Origin of the sequence: Rufibacter ruber, from assembly GCF_001647275.1 — a bacterium.
GTDB lineage: Bacteria > Bacteroidota > Bacteroidia > Cytophagales > Hymenobacteraceae > Nibribacter > Nibribacter ruber_C.
The window spans coordinates 98,952-122,971 of sequence record NZ_LRMM01000001.1; the positions used below are offsets into that span (position 1 = coordinate 98,952).

Annotated in this window: 22 protein-coding genes; 8 read left to right on the plus strand and 14 right to left on the minus strand. The window is 53.6% G+C overall.

All coding sequences use genetic code 11. From position 1 onward, the window contains the following. Window positions 1-365: 365 nt before the first annotated feature. Window positions 366-1,346: a porphobilinogen synthase gene (gene hemB, locus A8O25_RS00420; RefSeq protein WP_066829320.1), complete on the plus strand. Its 981-nt coding sequence runs from the start codon at window positions 366-368 to the stop codon at window positions 1,344-1,346. Between the two features lie 96 nt (window positions 1,347-1,442). Here hemB and A8O25_RS00425 read toward each other — a convergent pair whose 3' ends face one another. Both A8O25_RS00425 and A8O25_RS00430 read right to left on the minus strand, forming a co-directional pair. After that, window positions 1,443-4,316 carry a T9SS type A sorting domain-containing protein gene (locus A8O25_RS00425; protein WP_066829322.1) on the minus strand — a complete coding sequence of 958 codons (2,874 nt, stop codon included), beginning with the start codon at window positions 4,314-4,316 and terminating at the stop codon, window positions 1,443-1,445. Between the two features lie 211 nt (window positions 4,317-4,527). Beyond that, on the minus strand, window positions 4,528-4,860 hold the full coding sequence (locus tag A8O25_RS00430; RefSeq protein ID WP_153042534.1) for a hypothetical protein: 333 nt from the start codon (window positions 4,858-4,860) through the stop codon (window positions 4,528-4,530). Between the two features lie 315 nt (window positions 4,861-5,175). Between A8O25_RS00430 and A8O25_RS00435 the strand changes: the two genes are divergently transcribed. The 3 genes from A8O25_RS00435 to A8O25_RS00445 all read left to right on the plus strand — a co-directional run bounded on the left by A8O25_RS00435 (window position 5,176) and on the right by A8O25_RS00445 (window position 7,282). After that, a complete protein-coding gene (locus A8O25_RS00435) occupies window positions 5,176-5,988 on the plus strand; it encodes a metallophosphoesterase family protein (protein ID WP_082893366.1) in 813 nt (270 codons plus the stop codon). Window positions 5,989-5,993: 5 nt separating this feature from the next. Next, complete coding sequence (locus A8O25_RS00440) at window positions 5,994-6,620, plus strand: hypothetical protein (RefSeq protein WP_066829326.1); 627 nt, start codon at window positions 5,994-5,996, stop codon at window positions 6,618-6,620. Between the two features lie 134 nt (window positions 6,621-6,754). Further along, window positions 6,755-7,282 carry a CopD family protein gene (locus A8O25_RS00445; RefSeq protein WP_066829328.1) on the plus strand — a complete coding sequence of 176 codons (528 nt, stop codon included), beginning with the start codon at window positions 6,755-6,757 and terminating at the stop codon, window positions 7,280-7,282. A 223-nt stretch (window positions 7,283-7,505) separates the two neighbouring features. Here A8O25_RS00445 and hemN read toward each other — a convergent pair whose 3' ends face one another. Further along, complete coding sequence (gene hemN / locus A8O25_RS00450) at window positions 7,506-8,903, minus strand: oxygen-independent coproporphyrinogen III oxidase (protein WP_066829331.1); 1,398 nt, start codon at window positions 8,901-8,903, stop codon at window positions 7,506-7,508. A 98-nt stretch (window positions 8,904-9,001) separates the two neighbouring features. On the opposite strand from hemN, the gene A8O25_RS22800 reads away from it, so the two are divergent. Continuing rightward, complete coding sequence (locus A8O25_RS22800) at window positions 9,002-9,349, plus strand: hypothetical protein (RefSeq protein WP_153042535.1); 348 nt, start codon at window positions 9,002-9,004, stop codon at window positions 9,347-9,349. A gap of 459 nt (window positions 9,350-9,808) precedes the next feature. Here A8O25_RS22800 and A8O25_RS00460 read toward each other — a convergent pair whose 3' ends face one another. The 9 genes from A8O25_RS00460 to A8O25_RS00500 all read right to left on the minus strand — a co-directional run bounded on the left by A8O25_RS00460 (window position 9,809) and on the right by A8O25_RS00500 (window position 20,933). Beyond that, window positions 9,809-10,189 carry a co-chaperone GroES gene (locus tag A8O25_RS00460; RefSeq protein WP_066829336.1) on the minus strand — a complete coding sequence of 127 codons (381 nt, stop codon included), beginning with the start codon at window positions 10,187-10,189 and terminating at the stop codon, window positions 9,809-9,811. Window positions 10,190-10,529: 340 nt separating this feature from the next. After that, complete coding sequence (locus A8O25_RS00465; RefSeq protein WP_066829339.1) at window positions 10,530-11,729, minus strand: homogentisate 1,2-dioxygenase; 1,200 nt, start codon at window positions 11,727-11,729, stop codon at window positions 10,530-10,532. A 1,140-nt stretch (window positions 11,730-12,869) separates the two neighbouring features. Further along, window positions 12,870-14,522: a S41 family peptidase gene (locus A8O25_RS00475; protein WP_066829568.1), complete on the minus strand. Its 1,653-nt coding sequence runs from the start codon at window positions 14,520-14,522 to the stop codon at window positions 12,870-12,872. Window positions 14,523-14,647: 125 nt separating this feature from the next. Next, window positions 14,648-15,364 carry a hypothetical protein gene (locus tag A8O25_RS00480; protein ID WP_066829345.1) on the minus strand — a complete coding sequence of 239 codons (717 nt, stop codon included), beginning with the start codon at window positions 15,362-15,364 and terminating at the stop codon, window positions 14,648-14,650. A 72-nt stretch (window positions 15,365-15,436) separates the two neighbouring features. Next, window positions 15,437-16,165 carry a hypothetical protein gene (locus tag A8O25_RS00485; RefSeq protein ID WP_066829348.1) on the minus strand — a complete coding sequence of 243 codons (729 nt, stop codon included), beginning with the start codon at window positions 16,163-16,165 and terminating at the stop codon, window positions 15,437-15,439. Between the two features lie 100 nt (window positions 16,166-16,265). Next, window positions 16,266-17,231 carry a zinc dependent phospholipase C family protein gene (locus tag A8O25_RS00490; protein ID WP_066829351.1) on the minus strand — a complete coding sequence of 322 codons (966 nt, stop codon included), beginning with the start codon at window positions 17,229-17,231 and terminating at the stop codon, window positions 16,266-16,268. A 127-nt stretch (window positions 17,232-17,358) separates the two neighbouring features. After that, window positions 17,359-17,856: a PepSY-associated TM helix domain-containing protein gene (locus A8O25_RS24010; RefSeq protein WP_277619995.1), complete on the minus strand. Its 498-nt coding sequence runs from the start codon at window positions 17,854-17,856 to the stop codon at window positions 17,359-17,361. Then, a complete protein-coding gene (locus A8O25_RS24015; protein WP_277619996.1) occupies window positions 17,814-18,536 on the minus strand; it encodes a PepSY-associated TM helix domain-containing protein in 723 nt (240 codons plus the stop codon). Before A8O25_RS24015 ends, A8O25_RS24010 begins: the two co-directional genes overlap by 43 nt. Before the next feature lie 3 nt (window positions 18,537-18,539). Further along, the gene (locus A8O25_RS00500; protein WP_066829354.1) at window positions 18,540-20,933 is read right to left on the minus strand and encodes a TonB-dependent receptor; all 2,394 of its coding nucleotides are present in this window, start codon (window positions 20,931-20,933) and stop codon (window positions 18,540-18,542) included. A gap of 430 nt (window positions 20,934-21,363) precedes the next feature. Between A8O25_RS00500 and A8O25_RS00505 the strand changes: the two genes are divergently transcribed. From A8O25_RS00505 to A8O25_RS00510, 3 genes are all read left to right on the plus strand, one after another. Beyond that, complete coding sequence (locus A8O25_RS00505; protein ID WP_338152717.1) at window positions 21,364-21,927, plus strand: helix-turn-helix domain-containing protein; 564 nt, start codon at window positions 21,364-21,366, stop codon at window positions 21,925-21,927. 62 nt (window positions 21,928-21,989) lie between these two features. Continuing rightward, the gene (locus A8O25_RS24185) at window positions 21,990-22,211 is read left to right on the plus strand and encodes a methylated-DNA--[protein]-cysteine S-methyltransferase (protein WP_338152718.1); all 222 of its coding nucleotides are present in this window, start codon (window positions 21,990-21,992) and stop codon (window positions 22,209-22,211) included. 83 nt (window positions 22,212-22,294) lie between these two features. Continuing rightward, on the plus strand, window positions 22,295-22,801 hold the full coding sequence (locus A8O25_RS00510; protein ID WP_066829357.1) for a GNAT family N-acetyltransferase: 507 nt from the start codon (window positions 22,295-22,297) through the stop codon (window positions 22,799-22,801). A 154-nt stretch (window positions 22,802-22,955) separates the two neighbouring features. Here the strand turns inward: A8O25_RS00510 and def are convergent, their stop codons facing one another. Both def and ruvX read right to left on the minus strand, forming a co-directional pair. Next, complete coding sequence (def, locus tag A8O25_RS00515; RefSeq protein ID WP_066829367.1) at window positions 22,956-23,525, minus strand: peptide deformylase; 570 nt, start codon at window positions 23,523-23,525, stop codon at window positions 22,956-22,958. Then, window positions 23,522-23,941, minus strand: a complete 420-nt coding sequence (ruvX, locus tag A8O25_RS00520; protein WP_066829370.1) for a Holliday junction resolvase RuvX — start codon at window positions 23,939-23,941, stop codon at window positions 23,522-23,524. Before ruvX ends, def begins: the two co-directional genes overlap by 4 nt. Between the last annotated feature and the right edge of the window lie 79 nt (window positions 23,942-24,020).

Genomic DNA, 24,020 nt, shown 5'->3' on the forward strand with positions numbered 1-24,020 from the left:
GAGTAGCGAAATGAAAAGATGCTTCCCGGGAATGCGTACTTCCGCATGAGTAATTCAGCACGAATAATCACTCCCCTACCCCCTTCAAAGGGGGACGGAATGCGTGAAAATTCCCAATTTTACGGTAGAAAACTGTTTTGCAAGAAAGAAGCGGCCCCAAGTGGGGTAGATTTCCGTTTCCAGCCTGTTTTTCTGAAAACTGGCCAAAACAGCCTTCGCCTGAATGGGCAGAAACCCTACCTTTGCCGGGAGTACCTAAACATAATCGGTTTTTGGGCGCGCCCGTACACTATTCTACGCGTTCTTTTGTTGTAGAACAGCAGGTCTGCCCACTTAGCGGCTCACCCGCCTTATTTGTAACAGCTATGGATCATTTAACCCGTCGGCCCCGCCGAAACCGTAAATCTGAAGTGATCAGGAACATGGTGCAGGAAAACCATGTGGCCGTACATGACCTCATTTTCCCAGTCTTCATGATGGAAGGCACCAACCTGGCCGTTGAGATTGCCTCTATGCCGGGCATTTACCGCTACTCCCCAGACCGTTTACTGGAAGAAATTGCCCAATGCGTAGACCTGGGCATTAAAACCTTTGCGCCGTTCCCGCAGATTGACGAAAGCAAGAAAGACCGCTTCGCGTCTGAAAGCAAGAACCCAGAGGGGCTTTACCTGCGCACCATTGCTGAGATCAAGCGCAATTTCCCAGACGTGGTCCTGATGACTGATGTGGCCATGGACCCGTACAGCTCAGATGGCCATGACGGCATTGTAGACAACGGTGAGATTCTCAATGACGCTACGCTGGAAGTGCTAGGCCAGATGGCGTTGGCCCAGGCCCAGGCCGGTGCCGATATCATTGGCCCCTCAGACATGATGGACGGCCGGGTGGCCCACATCCGTCAGGTCCTGGACAGCCACGCGTTCACCAACGTCTCCATCATGAGTTACACCGCCAAGTACGCCAGCGGTTTCTACGGTCCGTTCAGAGACGCCCTGGGCTCAGCGCCCAAGCACGGCGACAAGAAAACCTACCAGATGAACCCCGCCAACAGCCGCGAAGCCTTGATTGAGGCAGAACTGGACATCGCCGAGGGCGCTGACTTCCTGATGGTAAAACCCGCCCTGGCGTACCTGGACGTGATTAAACTTCTGAAAGACAACACTAACCTGCCCGTGGCTGCCTACAACATCAGCGGCGAGTACGCCATGGTAAAAGCCGCCGCGCAGAACGGCTGGCTAGACGGTGAGAAGATCATGCTGGAAGTGCTATTGAGCATGAAACGCGCCGGTGCTGATATTATTCTCACGTACTTTGCCAAAGAATTTGCGCAGTACATGAAAAAGTAGGCCTGTTTTTGACCTGTTTTCTGAAAAACAGGTCAAAAACAGAAACAGGAAAGGGAGCCCACGGGCTCCCTTTCCTGTTTCTGTACAGCTCCAGCTTTACTTTAGCTGAACCATGCGTTTGGTAAAGCGCTTCCCGTCAACCATGAGCTGGTAGAGGTAGGTGCCACTCGCCAGGCCGCTGCCCCGCCAGGTCACCAGGTGTTTACCGGCTTGCAGGCTGCCATTTACCAGGGAAGCCACCTTTCTGCCCGTCATATCAAACACCTGCAACTGCACCTGGGCCGCACTCTCTAATTGGAAAGGAATGGTAACCGTTGTCCCTTGAACGTATGGGTTAGGATAGCTCAGGCCAAGCCCTGTCTGCAAAGGGTTGGGGTCCTCAACGTTGGGGATCAACGGCCCTGAGTACCTAAGGCTGAACACCCCGTTCCCGTGGGTGCCCACTACAACCAGATCATCTGTGGTTCTGCTGAGCACCATGTCAACCGGCACCTGCCCAATAGAGCTATTGCCTTCGCGCAGCCAGGTGGTACCGGCCCCTTCTAAAACGCCGGTAGAGTACAAGCCGGTACTGGTACCTACAAAGTACTTATTGGTGCCGTCTGGGTTGGGGAGAATAGTCACCCACCTGGCAGAAGGGCCGTTACCGCTACCATCAGGGTTCTCCTCCAGGTTTCCGGCAACGGCGGTCCAGGTAGCCCCGCCATCTGTGGTGTAGAACAGACTCTGCACTTTATAGTTAGAAAATACCACTACGGCTTTGTTGGCGTCTTTGGGGTCAATGGCAATACAGTTGATATAGCCGGTGGGAGCCCCAGATGCACTCTTGGGGAAATTAGCCCCTGTGATCTCAGTTCTGGTGGGCGAAGCTGCGTTGCCGTTCTGGAGCTTGTACAACCGGCCTCCGCTGGTTCCAAAATAGACCACATTGGCCGGCACTTTACTGACTGAGACAGCAGAAATGGTTTCAGAAATACCCAGATTGGCCACCACCTCCCAGCCCAGGTTTGATTGTTCCCCGCCCAGGGGGATCTGGGCAATGTTTTTATTGCGCCATAGCGTGTCACCGGCCGGTAGAAACATGGTGTACTCATTGTTAGGATCAATGGTGTACGGGTTCACAAACAGGTAGCCCGTGGTTTTGGGCGGGTCAATTCTGGCATACCCAATATCTTCACCCTTATCATTGAACGCGATTCTATATACTGTACCGTTCTGCACAGACACCAACAGGGAGTGGGTGGTCACAGCGGCAAAAGCCCCGTCTCCCCCTACAACCTCGTTCCACTCTGTGGTGGCGTTGATGTTGTCTACCGCCCAGCTGCCATTGTCCTGCATACCGCCCACCACAAAGTCATCTGTGGTGTTCAGGTCCATGGCCACTGTATAGAACTGAGTGGTCTGATACCCCCTGTTCAGAGACTCCCATACCACAGAGGCAGCTGCGTTATTGTTGGTCCGGCTCACGCCCCCGTCATGCGCAGACAGCATTCTGTTGGGGTTAGAACGGTAGAAGATGACCTCATGCTGGTCAGGGTGATGGTTGTTGTATAAGGCAAAGCTGGAGTTATCAGGCACGTAGCCGCCTATTTTACGCGTAGAGGTGGTATTGGTAAAGCCACTGAGGGACCGGTAAAGGTTGGTGCCGCCCAGCACCACAAAGTTAGGATCATCTGGTTTGACTTTGACCACCATGTTGTACCCACCCTGCAGGTCTAAATCACCAGATTTCCCACCCAGCATGGGCAGATTGGCGCTGAGGTTCGTCCACCGGCCACCTGCCCCGGCCCCACTCCCAGAGAGGTACTCGTACTTCCAGAGATTGGCCTCAGCGGCAGCATTGGTGGCTGTGTACACAAAGAAATATACTATGTTCTCATTAGAAGGCGCAATATCCATGACAATGCGCTCATAGGAAGCCGGAAAGGTACCCGGTGTGATGTCTGTCCAGGTGACGCCGTCTGTAGAGCGGTGAATGCCTCGTTTAGTGGCAGATCTTCCTCCGCTGGCATACTGGCTTAAAGCTGCGTACATGTTGCCGCTATTCCCAATGGCAATATCTGTAAAGTAGGGGCTGGCGTTGAAGTCATTTACCCCGGCCTCATACCCCAGCACACTCTGCCAGGTACCCCCCCCGTCAGTAGACCTTCTGACAGAGCCTACGGTAGCCGCAAAAACTTCATCCTGCGCCGCATTGGCCGGATTGGTAGCCACCCGGTAGATAAACTGGAAGACATTGGTGAAGGCTGTGAAATTGGCCGTCTGGGTAGAGACCAGCGGGCTCCAGGTGACGCCGTTGTCAATTGACTTGTAGATACCATTCCCATAGTAGGTAGCCCCCGGAGCAGAGGCAGAGTTCCCAAACATTTCACCGGTGCCATAGTACCAGACATTCTGCTTGCCCACTCTCTTGTCCTGGCTGATGGTTGTCACACTCTGCAACTGGTCTAACCCGGTCACTTTGGCCCAGGAGGCACCGCCGTTGCTGCTGCGCCACATGCCCCCAGACACGCCACCGGCCAAAAGAACGTTTTCATTGGCTATGTCCAGCGCCATGGCGCGGGTACGCCCACCCACATTATAAGGCCCGCGGCTATTCCAGTTCTCTGTTGCAAACTTGGCATGGGGGTCTAACTGGCGCAGCACCTGCTCTTTGGTAGGGATTGTCTCAGAAAAAGCCAGCTCCAGCTCCCGTATTCCCTCCGGAACCTTTCCTGTAGCCGGATCTTTAAGCCGTTCAACCTCATACTCAAGCCGTGCCTGCGGCTTGTCTTTAGACCCAATGGCGCCCTTCTTATGCAACCGCTCCACCCTGGACCTGTAGCCGGCCTTCTTCATCTCATCTGCTGAGATACGCCCCTGGCGGTCTTCACCGGCGGGACCAGAGGCAGAAAAATAAAGGAGCGCCCCAAAAACAAGGAGCAAGAGGCAAGACATCCAGTTCTGGCGCTGCTGGTGAATAGGTTTCATGGAGCTATTGGTAAAGTGTGCGTTAGAGCCTACTTACATTTTGTCTATTGTGCGGCAAAGGGGGAAGAGATAGTCACGCTTTTATTGCCTTGGTAGCGCTGCTACAGGGCTCTAAAACCGCTATACAAGTACCTCACGTTGCCCTTCTTCGCATATATGTCTAAAACTAAACATGCTCTTTTTATGAATGTTTTCGTCACTTACATTCAGGTTAATGTAAGATTTTATACTTTCTAACAGTGTAGGGGACACCCTCCGTAAGCGGTACTTGCAGGTCTGCCTCCAGCTTTGTGCCTGCTTTTACCTCAGGGGTGCCTTCGCCGGCCCTGACCGTTAAAGGGAAATACAAAAGGATGCTGCCCCCTCCCGCCAAGGGTACATGCACGCCAGAGCCATAGCCCACCACTTGCCCTACCTGCGCCTCTACTTTACAGGGAGCCTGCCGGCAGGGGCCACTGCCAGCGGTGTCCAGTTCAGGAAGCACCTTCTGCACTGAAAGCACGGCCCTCACCTGCCCAGGCGCTACAGGTTCTTGAGAAGCCACTGGCAAGGGTTTCTGCAAGGCCGCACTCTTAGTGACCTGGTGAACAGCATTTTGCTCTTTAGAATTCCCTGACTCTTCCATTCGTTTACACGCCAACCCGGTTGTTAACAGCATTGATACCCAAAACCATACAGAAGCACCTTTTACCATAGTAGCAAGATAGACGAAGTTCCTGAGTAAGTACAGGCAGAAGGCAAAATAGTTTAAACCTGCAGAAATGGTTGCCCGTACCGGCGCGGCATCTTTAGACAAAACCACAACCCTATCAGCTAGAATTGGTATAGGGAGTAATTATTCTGTTTTACCTATATTCACATGAAACATACATACCTGCGCCTGTTGTGTGGGTGGCTTCTCAGCGTTTCTCTGCTTTCATTCTCCAGTTGTGATCTTTTTGAATACCACCCCTATGAGGGGAACATTGAGTTCAAAAACCTGACAGCCGAACATGTGGCAAGAATCAAAGCCACTGAATCTTCCCTCTCTCCTCTCACGCCCCTGCGCTTCGCCTTTATCTCAGACACCCAGGGTTTCTTTGCTGAGACCAAAGACATGGTGAATGACATCAACCGGCGAGACGTGGCCTTTGTCCTGCACGGCGGAGACCTGACCAATTATGCCTTTACAGATGAATTTGAGCGCATGCACCGGGAACTGGCCAAACTAAAGGTACCGTACGTGACGGTGATTGGCAACCATGACTGCCTGGGCGAAGGCACCAAGCTGTACCAGCGCATGTACGGGCCGCTCAACCACAGCTTCACCTACGGGAAGAACAAATTCATTTTCCTGAACACCAATTTCCTGGAATTCAATGAGTCAGTGCCTGATGTGAACTGGCTACAGCAGGAACTGCAGAATGCCCCCGGCACACCTAACAAATTTGTAATTTCCCATATTTCGCCAGACAACGGCGAGGCCAACCCGCACAAAGAACGCGCTTATTCCCTTTTAATGCGGCAGTATGACGTGAAACTATCTCTGCACGGCCACACCCACAATTACCGGGCAGACCAGTTGTATGATGACGGCATCCTGTACGTGACCACGGCCTCAGCTGACAAGAGAAGCTACGTGCTGGTAACGGTCCTGGGGGATCAGGTAACTTATGAAAAAATAGATTTTTAGCCGCTATGCGTTCTCTCCATACCTTTTGCCTTCTGGTCTGCCTGGTGGTATCCCCCCTGGCGCAGGCGCAGGGCCAGCCAACCCCTGAACAACCGGCCAAAGCTGACCGGCCCAAGAACAGCCGGTTTGCCCCAGACTATGTGGTACTCCAGCACGCGGGTCTCATAGGCTTGCTTTCTGCAGGGCTGGGCTATGACTTTGGGCGCCATGACAGAACCAACGTAGAGCTGCTGTACGGCTTCACCCCGGGGTATGACATTAAGCACACCAACCACACCTTCACCACTAAAATCTACTACCAGTCACACCCCAAGCCGCTGTTCAGGGACTACAAAATCAGCTGGATCAAGGTTGGGGCGGGCATCAGCATGACCATTGGGGAGCAGTTTGAGACCTTCTTCCCTAAGAAATACCCTAACGGCTACTACCTCTGGCCCACCGCCACCAGGCTGCTTCCGTTCATTGGTTCGGCCATTGGCAGGGAGTTCAAAGGCAACAAGCGCCCCCTGTACGGGGAGTTCTACGGCGAGCTGGGCACCAGTGACGTCATGATCATTGACAAGTACCGCAATGAGGGAATTGCCGTGACAGACATTCTCAACCTGGCCGTGGGGCTTAGGCTGAAACTCTAGCCTGTTTTGGGGCTGTTTTTCTGAAAACAGCCCCAAAACGCCTGCCACAAAGGGGCCGCTAGGTTTCTTACCCACAATCAGCCATTTTTGCGGCGGGAACCTGAACAGGCTCCCCCTTCACTATTTCTGCACCTATGAGCTTTCTGCACCTGAAATCCCTGCACATCATCTTTGTGGTGACCTGGTTTGCCGGCCTTTTCTACATTGTCAGGCTGTTTGTGTATTACGCTGAAACAGAGCAGAAGCCAGAACCGGAGAAGTCAATACTGCAGACCCAGTTTGCCCTTATGCAGAAGCGGCTCTGGTACGGCATTACGTGGCCCAGCGCAATACTCACCGTCATCATGGGGTTGAGCCTGCTGCACTACTACACCCCCATTCCTACCTGGCTCTGGATTAAACTTGGTTTTGTGGCGGGCCTGTTGGCCTACCATCTCTACTGCCACCGCATTTTCAAGCAGCACCAGAAAGGACTTATCAGGCAAAGCTCTACCCAGCTGCGCATCTGGAACGAGGTAGCCACTCTGTTTCTGGTGAGCATTGTCTTTTTGGTGGTGGTGAAGAATGCGCTAGACGCTACGTGGGGCGTACTGGGTTTTATAGGCCTCTCTGTGCTCCTCATGCTTGCCATCATGTTGTATAAAAAGCTGAGGAAAGCTTAAGAGCCCCGCGGGAGGAAAAACTCTCCGCCCCAACTCCGCCCCCCACATAGCCTGGCCTTCTGTACACCAAAAGGTTTCTACAAGACGCCCCGGTCAGGTGGCCCCCACCGGAGCCATGTTATTCAAATATTTCATATCATCTGGTATTAAAATATATCTTACTCTTTGGCAGGGGGTGAGGCGTTTTTCGCTGTTTTTGGGAAAACAGGCCGAAAACAGCAGACTACACCGCCTTGCTGAACATCGGCTTCGCCGATGGCTCTTTCTGGGCACCCACCAGGTACAGGTCAAAAGCGGCGCAGACAGAGCGCAGGAAGCGGTGGCCCACAGCTGTCAGTTGCAGGCTCTCCGGCTGCAGGTCAATGAGGCCGTCTGCGGCCAGCTCTTCCAACGCAGGCCATACCTTCTCCTGCAGCAGTGACAGTTCAGGGCTTTGGCTCCAGCCGGTGCGGCCCTGGCAGGCAATGTCCAGAATATGGCGGCGCATGCACACATCGGTTTCTGAAAGCAAGGTACCTTTCAGGAGTGGCCATTCGCCCATGGCCAGCAGGGCATAATATTCTTCTACGGTTTTCACGTTCTGGATGTAGCCGCGGTACAGGTCACTGATGGCAGAGACGCCCAGGCCAATCATGAGTTGGCTCTGCGTGGTGGTGTACCCCATGAAATTGCGGTGCAACCGGGCTTGGCGCTGGGCCACACACAACTCTTCCTCCGGAAACGCAAAATGGTCCATGCCCACGTCCTGGTACCCCGCCTCTAAGAGCATCTGCTGCCCCAGCTGGTAGAGCGACAGTTTGTAGGCATCAGTGGGCAGATCAGCCTCAGAATACGCCCGCTGTGATTTTTCTTTCCACGGAACGTGGGCATAGCTGTAGTAGGCAATGCGGTCTGGCTTGAGGGTGATTACCTGCCGGAACGTATCTTCAATGCTTTGGGTGGTCTGGAAAGGCAGCCCGTAAATGAGGTCATAGTTCACAGAGGTGTAACCAATGCGCCGGGCATCTTCAGTGGCCCTCACCAGGTTCTCCAGCGGCTGCAGGCGGTTAATCGCTTTCTGCACCTTCTCTGAAAGATCCTGTACGCCGTAGCTCACACGTCTGAACCCCACCTCATACAGTGCCTGCAGGTGCTCATACGTGGTGTTGTTGGGGTGCCCCTCAAAGCTGAACTCGTGGTGGGGGTGCACTTCGGCGCCAGCCAACAGACCGTTGATCAGGTACCGGAGGTTTTCCGGGCTGAAGAACGTGGGGGTGCCGCCGCCCAGGTGAATTTCCCTGATCACGGGTCTCTCTGGCAGCAGGGCTTTGTATTTGTCCCATTCCTGCAGCACTGCTTTCAGGTAGATGGGCTCTACACCGTGGTTTTTAGTGATGCGCTTGTTGCAGCCGCAGTAAGTGCAAAGGCTCTCGCAGAACGGGAGGTGCACGTACAGGCTGATGCCTTCCTGCTGGTTGGTGGCCTCAAACGTATTTAAAAGCACCCGTTGCCAGTCTGCCTCTTTAGGAAGTTCATTTCCCCAGAAGGGTACGGTGGGGTAGCTGGTATATCTGGGCACCGGCACGTTGTACTTCTTCACTAAGTCAACAGACGGGGTGCTGGGGGCAAAAGTCGTTTCCATGGTGCAAAGATGGGGCAAGGCGGCCGCCCAAATTGATAGGCCGCGTCATGGAGGGGCATGATCTTCATCAGTTTTGCAGATTGTTGCTCCCCGTATGTATGGCGGAAGCCTTTAATGCGTTTTGGCGCTGTTTTTCTGAAAACAGGCCGAAAACAGGCGTTCCCCAGGTGGCGATTTGTTCGAGCGGAGCTAAAAAAGAAATGACCCCAGAAGGGCCACCTCAAACAACCATTAAACAAAATCTTACAGGTATTCACTGCTCAAAAGCCGCTGTTCCCTTTTTATACTTTTATATAGAAGACACCGTCATCGTGATCAAATTAGTGGGTCAGGCTCCTGCCGGAGAGGGAGTGCAGCTCATGGGCAATAAAACCGGCTCCCTTTGTTGGCAACTGCAGCAGGAGGCTGTTCCCCTGTGTCTTGCGGCGGCAGGTCTGGTCCTTTAAGTGGCGGCACGCCCAGGTGACCTGGGCAACATTGGCCGGGTGATGGCTGGCCTTTTCCTCACCCAGGTTCTCTACCGGGAAGCACAGCACGCTACACCCGTACGTCAGCATTGAGGAAAGCAAAAAAGACCGCATCACAACAGAAATAAGGTGGAACTACAGTATTACCCAAACCAATCAGCCTGCATCTGCCCTATAGATGAATAATCGCTCCTGAGGGTCGCTTGGTGGCTGAACTTTAATTCCTCCCCCTGTACAAGCGCCATGCCAAGACCTACGCACGCTCATTTACAACATGTTAGCAAGACCTGTAAAAACAAAACTGTCCGGTTCTGCACAAATTTTGTACAGAACCGGACAGTTCTGTTTTTGGCCAGTTTTTTGAAAAACAGGCCAAAAACGCACAGGTACTGCTAGGGGTACACCAACCGCACCTGCTCTAAACGGGGCGTAGCGGGCTTAATCCTCTTCGCGCTCCAGCAGCAGCACCGCGCTCTGGGGTACAATGAAATACTTCTCGCCGTGGTAGTTGATCTCCACCGCATCACGCTGCAGGTAAATAGCCAGATCCCCCTCCTTCGCCTGCAGCGGAATGTACCGCACGGCCTCCTTTTCGTCTTGGTTCCAGATCTCATCATCCAGTCCGTAATCGGCGGGAATGGGATAGCCGGGGCCCGCCTTCATCACGTAGCCCTCCTGTACTTTCTCTTTCTCCTGCACGCCCGGCGGCAGAAACAAGCCGCTCTTGGTCTGCTCCCGCTGTGACTTGGGTTTAATGAGCAGGCGGTCTCCTACAACTATCAGCTTCTGCAACTTGCTTTGGTGGCTCTCTTTGGGCATGGCGGTATTTGTTCTTTGATACTTCTGCCGCAAAGATAAGAAAGGGAGGAGGTTTGGGGAAAGATGGTGGGGAATGTTGGTTTGGAGCAGTTTTGGAAAAAGGAGGCGGGAAACGGAAAGTTGAAAAGGGTACGTTTATAAATTTACACTATTGAAAACCACACGTTACGCTGGCGCTAAACTTGCGGGAGAAAAAGAACTATCGCAAGTTTAGCGCCAGCGTAACTGGTGATAATCATAGTGGAAGTTTATAAACTCCCGTCTCCCATAATACATAAAAGTCCTTCTTCCCGAGAGACTTCCGTTTTCGGCCTGTTTTTCCAAAAACAGGCCGAAAACGCTAATCCATCATATCTGCGGGCCTGGGCGCAGCCGGAGCCACGTCTGGGTTCCAGCTCATGGGGTAGTTCTGGTCCAGGAACTCCAGGGCCTCTACGGTCAGGTACAGCGGCTTGAACGTGTCAATCATCACGGCCAGCTCGTGGGTTTCTTTCTTGCCGATGCTGGCCTCTACGGTGCCGGGGTGCGGACCGTGCGGCAGGCCACTGGGGTGAATGGTGAACGACCCAATGTCAATGCCTTTCCTGCTCATGAAGTTGCCCGCCACGTAGTACAGAATCTCATCTGAGTCTACATTGGAGTGGTTGTACGGCGCCGGAATGGCCTGCGGGTGGTAATCAAACAGCCTGGGCACGAACGAGCACACCACAAAGCCCTGCGTCTCAAAGGTCTGGTGCACGGGCGGTGGCTGGTGAATGCGGCCGGTAATGGGCTCAAAGTCATGAATAGAGAAGGCGTACGGGTAAAAATAGCCGTCCCAACCTATCACGTCCAGCGGGGAGAAATCATAATAATACTGGTGCAGGAAACCTTCTTTCTTAATCTGTACCAGATACTCGCCGGGGGCGTTATCTACCAGAATCTCATGCGGCGGCCTGATGTCCCGCTCACAGTACGGGCTGTGCTCCAGCAGTTGCCCAAAGTGGTTGCGGTAACGGCGCACCGTCTCTACCGGGCTAAAACTCTCGGTGATGAGCAGGCGCACGGGGCCATCATTCCACTTCCACTGGTGAATAATGGTGCGCGGGATCACCACGTAATCTCCGGCCTCTACCTCCAGGCGGCCCATCTGCGACAGCAGCTCACCTGAGCCTTCATGAATGAACACAATCTCATCTGCCAGGGCATTTTTGTAGAAATAGTCCATTTCGCGCTGGCGCGGAAGGCAGATGGAGATGGTGCAGTCTTTGTTCATCAAAACCGTCTTGCGGGCGCTCAGGTAATCCTGGCCGGTACTCTCGTCTTTGAAAGGCCGCAGGTGGTAGGGCGCCAGGGGCACATCTGACTTTACCGGCCCGTACGGTACGGGCTCACCAATGCGGGTGATACGGGTGGGCGGGTGGTTGTGGTACAGCAAAGAGGAGACGCCTGAAAAGCCCAGCGTGCCCACCAGCTGCTCATGGTACAGGCTGCCGTCTGGTTTCCTGAACTGCGTGTGCCGCTTCTTGGGAATGTTGCCTAGTCTATGATAGTATGCCATTTTTTCAATGCGTAAATGCGTGATGGAGTGAATGAGTGAATAAGGATAATGTGCTGTTTCTTTTAAAGCCGTTTCTGGCCTGTTTTTCAGAAATTAACCCGAAAACAGAAGCCTTTGCTTATGCTTTGCAGAAGATTTTTCTCTTTTAGACTAAAATACGCCAAATCTCTTAAGGTGGAAAATTCCTCATGTAAGAAATAGGTCACCGCGATTCAGTAATACCATACCTAGAGACCAGGCAGTGCCTGGTCTCTTACGCATTGCGGGTAAATGTTCTTTCCGCCTTTCCCCCCACCGTTGTTGCGTGTTCTCACCAACCACCTAAACTGCCTTTGCTCCCGCTGCTTTATTTAACAAACCTCTAGCTGAATTACTTTCTATTCCTGTTTGTCACGTTGATCCTTGATGCTCAACCTAACCAAAAGAATCAAGAAGGGAAGAACTCGCTGCCGCTCAGACTGTGAGGCTTCATTAAACTTCGCCTCTGGCTGATGCTATCTGTTCCATCGCTATAGTAGCCATTACGGGCTTGGACCGTTCCTGCTTGCTCCCGCTAAGCGCCTGCGTGCCTGGCGCCACTGCGTTGCCCGCTCCCGCAGGATAGGCTAAGTAGATTCTGCGTTTCCGGCCTGTTTTCATGAAAGTAGCCCGGAAACGCACAGCGGATGGAAGAGCTTTACTTGTGAGCCAACTCCTTCTTTATCATTCTTTGCAATGGCGCGGAAGTTACTTCCGTGACTTATAACTCAAGCAGATAATTCCCTCCTCTGAGAGGTCGGGGTGGGTTTTACGCATTGCCAATCTTCTCACAGTTCCCAACGAGTTTGGACACAGCATAAGTGGCACGAGCTGCAAACTCGCGCCAGCGATCACATAAACCATCAACAATAAACCAGCAGCCATTTCAAAAGACCTCGTAGCGTGCGCAGCACCTGCGAGCGTCTTTGCCAAAACTTCAACCATTATCACTTCATCTGTCTCGCCCCCTCATCCTAACCTTCTCCCCTGGTGGAGAAGGAACACCTTTTTCGTGTTTTTGGCCTATTTTCCCAAAAACAGGCCAAAAAACAGCGTTCGGCGCGGCCGAAGGATAGAAACAAAAAAGCGTGGCAGGTTTGTCTCCTGCCACGCTTTTTACGGTTATTTTCCCAGGCTCAACTGCCGGGCCTGCCCAAACAGCCCAAGGGCCCGCTGGAAATCAGGGTCATTCTCGTTCAGCACCGGATAAAAACCTTCGGCTTGGTACCGGTTACGGGCAATGAAGGCTTTCAGGTTGTTCCTGATGGTTTTCTCTGAGCGCTTCAGGTCTGCCTCCTTCACCTTGATCCCTGACCGTTTCGCCTCTGAAAGCAGGCCCTGGAACATGGCATCTGTGATTTTGAAGTTGGCTTTGAACTCTGCCAGAGACATGTTGTCCAGCTGTTTCTTATGGTCACGGGAGTAGTTCATGGCATACTCGCGCAAGAGGTTGCTGCGGTACAGCTCAGTTAACAACTCAGTGTTGTCCAGGGTGTCCTGGGGTACAAACACGTCTGGCATGATGCCGCCGCCACCGTACACGGTACGCCCTTTGGCGGTCTTGTACTTCAGGTTCTCGTCAAACTTGATGCTGTCCTGGCTAAAGAACTCACCGTGTTTGTAGCGGTTCAGAATGTCATTCTCATACTGGTTAGACGAGTCTGGGTCATACGGTTTCTGAATGGAACGCCCGCTGGGGGTATAGTACCGTGAAATGGTCAACCTAAGCTCAGACCCGTCACTCAGCGAGATGGGCACCTGCACCAGCCCTTTGCCAAACGAGCGGCGGCCCACAATCAAGGCCCGGTCATGGTCTTGCAGGGCTCCCGCCAGAATCTCAGAGGCAGACGCGCTGCCTTCGTTGATGAGCACGATCAGCTCACCACTCTCAAAGTCGCCTTTCTGGCGGGCGTAATAATCTGCGTCATACTTGGTGCCTTTGCCGTCTGTGTACACCAGTTTCTTGTTGCCCGCCAGGAACTCATCTGCCATGCGGGTGGCGTGGTCCAGATACCCGCCCGGGTTGTCGCGCAAATCCAGGATCAGGCGCTGCAGCCCTTGCTTGCGCAGGGCGGAAAGCTTGTTTTTAAACTCGTCATAGGTGCCGTTAGAGAAGCGGCTCACTTTGATGTAACCGGTGTGGTCATCTACCATGTAGCCCGCGTCTACAGACACAGACGGTATTTTCTTACGGGTCACTGAGAACTGGAGCGGCTTGCTCTCGTTCCGGCGAAGCACGGTTAAGTTCACTTTTGAGTTTCTTGGCCCGCGCAGCTTTTTGAACACCATTTCATTGGTCAGCTTCACGCCCGCCATGTTCTCTCCGTTCACCTTGATGATCTTGTCACCGGCCTGTATGCCCACCTGCTCAGACGGCCCGTCATGTATAGGCGCAATCACGTAAAGCGTATCCCTGAAGATATTGAACTCCACGCCAATGCCGTCAAAGTCGCTCTCCAGGTAAGACTTGGCCAGTGCCAGGTCTTTGGCCGGAATGTAAGACGAGTGCGGGTCCAGCTTCTCCAGCATTTTGTTGATGGCGTACTCAGAAAGCTCCTCAGTGTTCACGGTGTCTACATACTCACGGTCAATGTAGCTCAAAATCTCCCTGAACTTAAGGTAGCCGCGAGCCGTGCCCTGCGGATTATTACTGCTGGGTTGGAACAACGTAGCGCCCAACAACACGCCCAGCGCCACTGCCAACCCTAAAAAGAAAGGCAGCCGCACCTGGTTGGGTGAATTCTTTATTTTTTGATTCTCTGTCTGTCCTGCCATTTTATACTTTCGTGCTATTTTATTCAACACCTCTTCCAGTGCAATTACCATTTCAAACAGGCAAACATCTGCAAAGGTTTTCCTATCTATAATACAAATCTACCCGCAGAAAAGTTGCTTTCTCCCTAAGACTCTCCATTGAGTTTTTTGGCCATCTTTTTCAGCTCGCGGGCATAGATTTGGCGGTAGCTCCCGTTGCGGGTGGTGGTGTCTGCCGCCGAGGTAATGGGCCGCGCCAGGGCCCGCTCTGCTGTTACCCGCGCCGCGGCTGCCAGCCTGTCTTCTGGCCAGTGGCCCTGCAGCGCCCGCAGGCACTTGTACACCAGTTCTGAGTCTTCTGTCTTAGCCTCCAGCAGATGCTCTGTATACAGACCAATGGCATTCAGCATTCTAACGTTGTTCTGGTCCTGGTAATAATGGGGGAACAGCTCATGCCGCAGCATCTCATTGGCCGCCTGCTGCTGCAGTATGGGGTAATAGTCTTTGCCTTTGCTCTGCAGCAGCAACCCGTTCAGGTCAGCGTGCTTGTCAGCCCAGTTGGGGTTTCCCTCATACTGCTCAGCAATGCGCTGCACCTCAGTAAAAGGATTGGTTTTGGCCCCTTTGGGGGCGGCCAGATCTTTGTACGGGGAGTTTTCAGGAAACGTAAGCTCAAACTCCGGCTCTTTGGGCCTGGCTGGTTCAGCGGGAGCTGTGGCCGTTTGCGCCGTATCAGCCTGGGCCACCTGGCCAGGGGTTTCTTTGGTGGCCATATCCCGTAGTATTTTCTCACAGGAACTCAGCCCCAGCAGGCTGCAGAACAAGATGGAGTACGTGGCGCTTTTACCTAATTTTAATTTCATGTATCCCTTCAGAAATAATCAAAGGAAGCCGCCTTTGGGGCTTCTGCTTAAACAAGACTACTAGTTAACTATCTATCTGGAAACGGCCAAACTTTGGGAATGATTCGCCAGCAGGGCGTTCACCCCTCCCACCCGGGCCAACTCCCGGGCGTACACCTGCCGGTAATACCCTGGGGCAGTAGTGGTATCTGGGGCCGAAGCTTTATTTCTCTCTGCCACCCGCTCCAGCGTGAGGCCGGCCACCCTGGCTTTCTTCTCTTTGGGCCAGTGGTTCTGCAATGCCCTCAGGCACATATACAGCAGTTTGGTGTCTTCAGACCTGGCTTCTATCAGCAGTTCAGTGTAAAAGGCAATGCCCTCCAACATATTCTCATCAGTGGGGTCCTGGTAGTAGTGGAAGAACAGCTCACGCCGCAGCATTTCATTCGCCACCTGCTGCTGCAACACAAACAGGTAGTCTTTGCCCGCGTGCTGCGCCAACAGTGCATCCAGTGCCCGCTCCTTGTCTGCCCAGTTATAGTTTCCGGCAAAGCCGATGGAAATATTACGGACCTCCAGAAACGGGTTGTACCTGAGGCCGGCGGGTGTCTGCAGGCGTTGATAAGGGGAGTCCTCCGGGAAGGTAATCTCCCACTCAGGCGCTACCGGCTGCTCTATCACCTGCCCGGCAATTTTCAGGTTCTCTGGTACCAGACTCTTTTCTGAGGCGTCTGTCTCTTGCCAGCGCCACTGCACCACCAGCGTAGCCAGGCCCAGCGTGATCATACACGTATCAAAGTCAAAGATCTCTTTCAGTCGCATAGGCCTTTTGTTTAGGTATACCAGAGACACTACCAAATACTTGCTTTCTTACAAGATGCGTTTTTCGCCTGATTTTCACAAACCAGCGCCAAAACAGTTTTTACCCGTGCCCCCGTTCATCATGTTCACCCACTTCAAAAGAGGGCTTTTCTGCCTCCAGCTGCTGTTTCTGCTGCGGCGTGAGCGGGGCCAGGTTGCGCAGATCAGGCTGGCCGGCGTCTACCCAGGCGGTGTACCAGTAACTGGCCACCAGGTGGGTGGCGTACCGCATCTGCCGCTCCACCTGCCCGTGCAGCCCCCGGTGGTAGGCTTGGCTGAACTCCCGGGAGTACACGTTCACGGTGCTGGTGCCGCGCTCCTCCAGGCTGTATTTCTTGTCCTCCGGGAAGGTTTGGGTGAGTTGTCTTTCCACGGTAAAGACAGAATCCAGCGCGGCATGCGACCGGGCCACAATCTCCCAGGCGGTGCGGCTGGGGCTTTCCAGATACTGGGGCTGACCTAGAAAGAAATCATATTCCTGGCTCCAAAGTTCCGGCAGGCGGCTTTCCCAGAGCCCGTGAATGCCGCGTTGCCCCGTGAACTGCCCGTTGTAGTTGCGGGTGGTATGCAAGGGAACGCAGGCATCGGCTACATAGTGCCCCAGTTCGGCAGAAAGCCGAAGAATTCTTTGCACCTCATGTTTCTTGAACGCCTCGGTGAGTTGGTACTGCACCAGCCCGATGTGCCACGGTACAATGCCGTGCCGCTGTAACGAGTCTAAGGTAAATTGCTTGACGGCGTCTTCCCACCGGCGGGGCAGTTTGTAGAGGGCGCTGTCACCGTACACGTCCAGGTCAATGAAGTGGCGCGGGCCTTCTTCGGGTACGGCGTAACGGCGTTTGTCTGGGGCCACGGCCTGTTCAGTGATGTAGGGCAGGTGCTGCTTGTAAAAGCCAATCATCTCCGGCGGGAGCGTGAACACGGCCTGCCGGTTTATACGCTGGTGCGCGTAGAACCCCCACGCCAACACCTTGGTCTGGGCTAAGAGGAGGAATAACCAAGGGAGGAGGAGGAGAATTCTTCGCATATACCTGTATACGAAATTCTTATAAGCGAAGTTCTTCCGTTTTCGGCCTGTTTTCCGGAAAACAGGCGAAAACGGAAATCGCCTTGGCCGGTACCAGCCAAGGCGATTCTTTTATCTATTTCTATCGTTACGGCCTGACCAGTTCTTTCGCTTTTGTGCGTGTTCTTTCGGCTGGAGCCGGTTGACCATTCTTTTTGCTTTTCTTCCGGCGGCCCCACCAAATCAGGAAACCGGTCACGGGCAGGCTGGCGGCAAAGAGGCTGGCAAAGAAGGCAATGGTTTTCCCGGCCAGGCCGCCAATGGCCCCCACGTGAATGTCATAGTTCATGCGCATGATTTTGTCAGCCACGCTGGCGCCTTTGAACCGACCGTACTGGTGCGTCACAGACAGCTCCTGAAGGCTGTGCTGGTCATAATACTGGTAATCTGTCTTCCAGTAGGTGCTGGGGTCTGGGTTGTAAGCGGTTTCAATGGACGAGGCGGGCGTTTCTGGGAAGTGCATTTCCAGTTGCCCGGTGGCTAAATCTACGGTCTGTATTTTCTGGAGCCAGAGTTTATCCACCGCCGGCATGTTGGCCGTTTTCACTCCGGCCGGAACCTGGGAAGGCGGTTCGTAAAACTCCACCAGCTGTTTTCCGCCGGAGCGGCCCAGTAAACCGAGCCGGCAAACCACTTGAACCCCATCACCAACCCCGTCAAGGCCAGAAAAATGGCCACCCAAGACACATAGAAGCCCACTACGTTGTGCGCATCATAGTTTACGCGCCGCCATTTGGCATTCCATTTAATGGTAAAGCGCTGTTTGCGGGCCGCTTTGTTCCTGGGCCACCACAGCACAATACCAGAAATAAGCATGAACACGAAAATGAGGGTAGCACTGGCCAAAATAGGTTGCCCCACATTGGGCGGAAGCCACAGGTAATAATGCCCGTTGATGATGAACCGGAAGAAATCCTGGCTCATGTCTTTGTTTTTGAGCACCTGCCCCGTGTACGGGTCTAGATACACAATATAATAGTACTCCGGGTCAAAGCTGAAGTACACCGCCTGGCTGGCCTTGCCGTGGGCGTAGCTAAGGCTGTGTATGTGCTTGCCGGGCAAAGCCTGGTCAGCGAATTGGCGCAGTTGGGTGGGCGGCAGGTATGCCTGCGGGCGCGGTTCTACGTAGCGGTAGCCCTGGGTGGCATCCTCAATTTCGCGCTGGTAGGCCAAGATGCAGCCGGTAAGGCCCAGAAAAAGCACCAATAGCCCGGATATGAATCCGAGCCAGAGGTGAAGTTTTCCTATGAGTTTCTTGAATGTCATAGGCTAAAAGCGGTATCCAACGGTGAAACGATAGTTTCTGGGCGCTTCAGACTGCCAGTAGTAGCTGCGTGCGGGTGCGCCTAAATCCATGGGGCCTCCGGAGTAGAGATATTTGTCCAGCAGGTTGTTCACGTTCAAGCCCACGCTGAATTTGTCGCTCTGCCAGGAAAGAGCCCCGTCTAGCCTGAAATAATCTGGCAGAGAGCTTTCTGTGCCGTCAAACACAAACCACGAAGAACGGTCCACCTGCCATTGGTAGCCCAGGGAGAGCCCCAATCCTTTCAGCAAGTTCTCCGGCATACGGTACGCCAGCCACGCATTCTGTATGTGCTTGGTAGCACCGGGCACAGCATCGCCCACGTTTTCGGCCACGGCGTCTTTGGTGATTTCTGAATTGGTGTAAGCATAGTTCACGGTGAGGTTGAGGTTGGGCAGCAGTTCGCCGCGTACGTCCAGTTCCACGCCCTGCGTACGGGTTTGCCCCAGCGCCGCGTAATAGGTGACGCCCTGCGCAGTGGTACCGGCGGCCTGCGCCTGGTTGTTCTTGGTGATGCGGTACGCCGAAAGGGTGGTATTCCAGCGGCCATTGTTCCAGTCGCGCTTGAACCCTACCTCCAGGTTATTGCCGGTAATGGGCCCTACGTTCTTGTTGTCAATGGTATTGGCGCTCTGCGGAACAAAGGCCTGGTCATACAACGCGTACACTGAGGTTTGGTCCGTGATAGAGCCGCTCAAGCCAATGCGGGGCGAGAATTTATCGGCCTTGGCCACCGTGCCGTAGCTTGATTCCTCTACGCTGGTGTAACGGCCCGCCAGGGTAAGGCGCACGCGGTTCTCAAAAAAGCCCAGCTCGTCTTGCACGTAGATACCGGTAAAGGTCTGGTCCAGAATATTAGACCCGGCCCGCTGCCGAAGGCTTTTGCTGCGGTTAAATGTAGGCAGTTCTGCCGTGGCCGGAACGGGGTCTGTGTAAATGTTGTACACGCCGCCCAGCATAAAGCTCTGCCCCCAATCGGCCAGGTATTCTTTGGTGCCCAGGTCCAGACCGCCCAGCAGGCGGTGGGTGATGAAACCGGTGGTGACTTCGCCGTTCACGAAGAACTGCCCGAACTTGCCCACGTTGGCCGCGTCCCAGATGCTGACACCGCGCTGCAGATTGCCCGCTGCGTCTAATGCTGGGGTTTTGATGGTCCAATCCGGGTTGTACACCGAGGCCGGCCACAGGGAGCTTCCCTCCTGCTGCGAATTGAAGTACGCCAGCTGCCCGGTAATTTTCCAGTTAGGGTTGAGTTGGTGCTCCAGTACCGCGAAGGTGCTGTGGTCATGCACCACGGTAGGGTCCAGGCTGGCGTTGGTGGTGCTGTAATCTACCGGCAAATCTGCGTAACGGTTGGGCGAGAACACGTAATTGGCCCCCAGCACAGACATCTGTGCATACTGGTAGGTGTATTCCAGGGTCAGCGACGTGCGGTCGTCTAGCTGGTACTTGAGCACAGGGGCGATGGTGTAGCGGTTGTTGTACTCATGCGGCCGGTGCGAGCCTTTGTTCTGCGCCATGAGGTTGAGGCGGTAGAGCAGTTTTCCGTCTTGGGTCAGCTTGCCGTCCAGGTCAGTGGTGGCGCGGTAAGTGTCATAGCTGCCCACGGTGAAAGAGGCAGCGCCTTTGGTAATGCCCGTCGGTTTCTTGGTGACCACGTTGTAGAACCCGCTGGGCTCGCCGTTCGACATCATGAAACCGGCCGGGCCTTTCACAAACTCAATGCGCTCCACCATTGACATGTCTTCGGCCAGCGGCCCCCAGGTAGACTGCACGTTCATGCCGTTCCGGAACGGGGCAATGCGGGCACCGCGCATGTTCAGGCGGGCGTAATTGTCCCAGTGCTCCAGTTTGGTGACGCCGCTCACGTTTCTTGAAACACCCTCCAGCATGTCAAACACCTGCTGGTCCTGCACCAACTCGCTGGTGATCACCTGTATGTTCTGCGGCGTTTCAATCAAGGGCGTAGTTGAGCGCAGCGTGCTGGACGGGGCTTCTACTTTATAGGTGTTCCGGTTGGCGGCCACCAATACTTCCTGCAGTTGGGCGGCGTCTTCCTGCAACACAAAGTCAAGTTTGTTGAGGTCTTGGCTCCCTACTTCAATGCTCATTTCCTGGCTTTTCAGCCCGATGGCGTTCACCACCAAAACATAACTCCCGGGTTTCACCCGAACCAATTGGAAATTGCCGCTGGCGTTGGTAGACGTGCCCACACTGGTGCCCTTCAATCCCACCGACACCAATTCGGCGGGTTGGCCGTCTGAGGTGGTCACCCGCCCTTTCAGCGTCACTCCCCGTTGCGCCACCCCAGGCAGGCTGAAAAGGAACAATAAAAGTAAAGTATGTAACGTATGCTTCATCTTTATTTAGATTAATTAAAAATAACGAAGCAAAGAAAGGAGCTGAACTTTTATCAGGCAAGCGTTTATTTAGAATTATTTTAAATAATCAGAAGTCTCACCTTAAGCCCCACAGCAACAAAAACCTCAAATATTTGAAAATCAGCATACTTAATAACAAGATTCAATTTAAGCCTGAACCTGCAGTGGAGGAGTTTCTGTTTTCGCTGTTTTGGCCAAAACAGCCCGAAAACAGAAAAAGCGCTTTCGCGAACAGAATGAGGTTCTCCTAAGCTTCTTTCAACTGATTTTTATAAGCAGAGGACAACTAGCAGATTTTTCCGTTTCCGGCCTGTTTTCCGGAAAACAGGCCGGAAACGGAACTCCGCAAGTTTCGGGTTTTGGGTGGCGGGGTGGCGTTCTACCTTTGCAGGACTTAACTTGAAGTGCCATGACAGAGCAAGCGCAACGCAACTACCACAGAATTGCCGAGGCCATTGGGCATATCAGGCAGAATTTCAGGCAGCAACCCAGTCTGGAGGAGCTCGCGGAGAAGGTGCACATGAGCCCGTTTCATTTCCAGCGCATGTTCACTGAGTGGGCGGGCGTGAGCCCCAAGAAATTTCTCCAGTACGTGAGCCTGGCCCACGCCAAGCAGGTGTTGAAAGCCAAAGAAGCCACGCTGTTTGACGCCGTAACCGAGACCGGCCTTTCCGGCACCAGCCGACTCCATGACCTGTTTGTGAAAATAGAGGGCATGACACCCGGCGAATTCAAAAACGGCGGCGAGCACCTGCGCATCAACTACAGCTTCGGGCATAGCCCGTTTGGCCAGATATTGGTGGCCGCCACGCCCAAAGGGGTTTGCTACATGGCGTTCGCCGAAGACGAACAAGTTGCCTTTGCGGCCTTGCAGCAGCAGTTCCCCAGAGCCCGGTTTTCGCCGCGGCCGATGTTTTCCAGCAGAACGCCCTGCAGATTTTCAGCCATGACTGGCGCCAGCTGCCCCAGGTAAAGCTGCACCTCAAAGGCACCGAGTTCCAGTTGAAAGTATGGGAAGCGCTGCTGAAAATCCCTATGGGTAACCTGTGCACCTACGGCAGCATCGCTCAGCAAATCAACCATGCCAAAGCCTCTAGGGCGGTGGGCACGGCCATTGGCAGCAACCCGGTGGCGTTTCTCATTCCCTGCCACCGCGTGATTCAGGCCAGCGGCGTGTTTGGCGGCTATATGTGGGGACCAACCCGTAAAACAGCCATTATTGGCTGGGAAGCGGCCAAAATGGATGTCATGGTTTAGCAGTAGTACCACTCCGGCATTTCTCACTTTCATCATCCTACTTTAATTCTAATCTAAGACAGATATTTTTCACATCCTTCACTATGAAAATTGAAAATAGTACACCAGAAGATTTGCCTAAGATTTTGCGGCTGTACCAACACGCCAGAGACTTCCAGAAAACAAAGAATGTGGTCACGTGGCCTGATTTCCCAAAGGAGATGATTGAAACTGAAATCAAAGAAAACCACCAATGGAAACTGCTCCTGGACGGCCAGATTGCCTGCGTTTGGGCCACCACGTTCACAGACCCGCTCATCTGGGAAGAACGTGACCAGGACCCGGCCGTGTACATTCACCGCATTGCCACCAACCCTGCTTTCAAAGGCCAGAACCTGGTGAAAGAAATAGTGGCCTGGGCGAAAGAATACGCTAAAGAGCAAGGGAAAAAGTACATCAGGCTAGACACCGTGGGCAAAAACAAAGGTCTTATTCACCATTACACCGCCTGCGGGTTCACGTTTCTGGGGCTTTTCAAACTGCAAAACACAGATGGGTTGCCTGCCCATTACCACCATGCCACGGTGAGTTTGTTTGAGGCGGAGGTGTAAGGATTGTATATAAAATCGTTCCCAAGTTCTTATATCATGGAATTAGAGTAGTTGCGTTTTGGACCTCTTTTCGCCAAAACAGGCTCAAAACGCAAAAACCTCACAGGTCTTGGAGACCTGTGAGGTTTCAACTTCTTCACAATCGCAGGCAACCTTACCTTCTGCCAGTAACCCCGGCGAACTTCATGCGGTAATCAGCGTCTACGTCGCCTTTGGAAATTTTGGTGAGTTTGCCTTTAATCAAGCGTTTCTTTAGGGCAGAGAGGTGGTCGGTGAAGAGAATGCCTTCAATGTGGTCATACTCGTGCTGAATGACGCGGGCGGTAAGGTCGTCGTATTCCTCAATGTACTCTTTGCCGTCCAGGTCATAGTACTTGATTTTGATGCGCTCCTGGCGCCACACTTCCTCGCGCACGCCGGGTATGCTCAGGCAGCCTTCGTCAAAGCCCCACTCCTCTCCGGACTCTTCCAGAATGGTAGGGTTGATGAACGCTTTCTTCACACCTTTTTCTTCTTCGCCCTCTTCCATGAACGGCTTGGAGTCAATCACGAACAGCCGGATGCTCTTGCCAATCTGGGGCGCGGCCAGCCCCACGCCGTGGGCGTGGTACATGGTCTCAAACATGTCTTCAATGAGCTTGCCCAGCTCCGGATAATCCTGCGGAATGTCTGTGGCTTTGGTGCGCAGCACCGCATCGCCGTAGGCAACAATAGGGTAAATCATAGGTATTGTCTGCTCTCTAAATAACTCTGTAAAATAATGGTGGCGCTAATCTTGTCCACGGTTTCTTTGTTGGCGCGGGCTTTCTTGCCCAGCCCCACGTCTATCATTGTCTGAAACGCCATTCTGGAGGTGAAGCGTTCATCATGGGTCACAACTTTTTTGCCGGGGAACTGTTTCTGCAGCTTCCGCACGAACCCCACCACGTGCTGGGTGTTGTTGGTGTCGTTCCCGTCCAGGTGCTTGGGCATGCCCACCACAAATTCGTCTACCTCCTCTTTCTGGGTGTAGCTCTGCAAAAACGCCAGCACGTCTTGCGCGTGCACAGTGTCCAGGGCGCTGGCGATGAGCTGCAGCGGGTCGGTCACGGCCAGCCCCACCCGTTTCACGCCGTAATCAATGGCCATAATTCTACCCATGCGTTTCTGTTTTTGACCTGTTTTCCGGAAAATAGCCCGAAAACAGCAAGCTAAATAAGTCGACAACTTTCCGTCACCG